Source organism: Microbulbifer sp. TYP-18 (assembly GCF_040932045.1).
GTDB lineage: Bacteria > Pseudomonadota > Gammaproteobacteria > Pseudomonadales > Cellvibrionaceae > Microbulbifer.
Genome location: NZ_JBFRBC010000088.1, coordinates 1 through 1,039 on the forward strand (window position 1 = coordinate 1; position 1,039 = coordinate 1,039).

Annotated in this window: 2 protein-coding genes; one reads left to right on the forward strand and one right to left on the reverse strand. The window is 42.6% G+C overall.

What is annotated here, in order from left to right:
* Window positions 1-528: 528 nt before the first annotated feature.
* Window positions 529-834: a hypothetical protein gene (locus ABVT36_RS19045; protein WP_368457974.1), complete on the reverse strand. Its 306-nt coding sequence runs from the start codon at window positions 832-834 to the stop codon at window positions 529-531.
* Between the two features lie 88 nt (window positions 835-922).
* Between ABVT36_RS19045 and ABVT36_RS19050 the strand changes: the two genes are divergently transcribed.
* A partial coding sequence (locus ABVT36_RS19050) for a helix-turn-helix domain-containing protein (protein WP_368457975.1) occupies window positions 923-1,039 on the forward strand: 117 nt, incomplete at its 3' end.

Sequence of the window (1,039 nt, forward strand, 5' to 3'; positions counted from 1 at the left end):
CACCTGATCGGGTGCTTTCACTGGACAAGGCAAGGATCAAAAAGAAGGAAAAGGCGCCTAAAGATCCTAAATAAATGCTGGATACATATACAGTTCAGAGAGGGCGAGATGGGCGATGTGTACGAAAATTACCCCTACGAATTACCCCTCAAATCCCCAAAACGAAAAAACCCGCACTGGGCAGGATTCGTAAGTCTTTGATTTAGATGGGGAATATTGGGGTGGCTGACGGGGATCGAACCCGCGACCTCAGGAGCCACAATAAGCTTTTATTTTCATTTAAAACAACAGATTGAAAGAATTTGTGTACAAAAGGGTGTATAGATATACAGTATATTTACTACTGCTTTTACGTAGGTTTACAATTTTTCGTACACGGCCAGGTGATTAAAAAATCAAAGACTAGACCCATGTATCCTTCCCTCATGAGAACACTGATCTTTGACCTCCTCCTCCCATAGTGATCGAAGGAGATCAGAAACTTCTACGCCCACCCGACTGGAATGACTAATGAGTAATTCCGGTTATTCAGTCTTCAACTTCAATCAAAGCTACAACACACTGTCCTTCACTTGTTTGATCGTAATCTACTCTTGAAAGCTTCCTGCTGGTAGACTTCGCAAATAACAAATTACTATGTGCAGATTTGCCAAAGTCAGATGTAATATCGATATATAGTTTTTGATGAAGGCAAGTAACCGATCGATCCTCTATTGTTTCGAAATATACATTATTCCCCTGCGCTCCCAACACTCCTATTGTCAAATCATATTCACTAATTGCCTGCGCAGGTACTGCTGTCAACAAAAGTAGCAGACATGGTATTTTGTACATCGCGGTTTCGGATAATAAGTGCAATTGGATAAGGAGAGGGGCCAGCTGGTAGACTCCGCGCTTCTCCCGACCAAGAGACGAAGCACTGATGAGCTACCACCAGCTGACCGAAGAAGAAAGATACCAGATTTACGTATTATTGAAAGCAGAACATAACCAGAAAGAGATCGCCGCTTTGTTGGGACGCTCACCTTCAACGATTAGT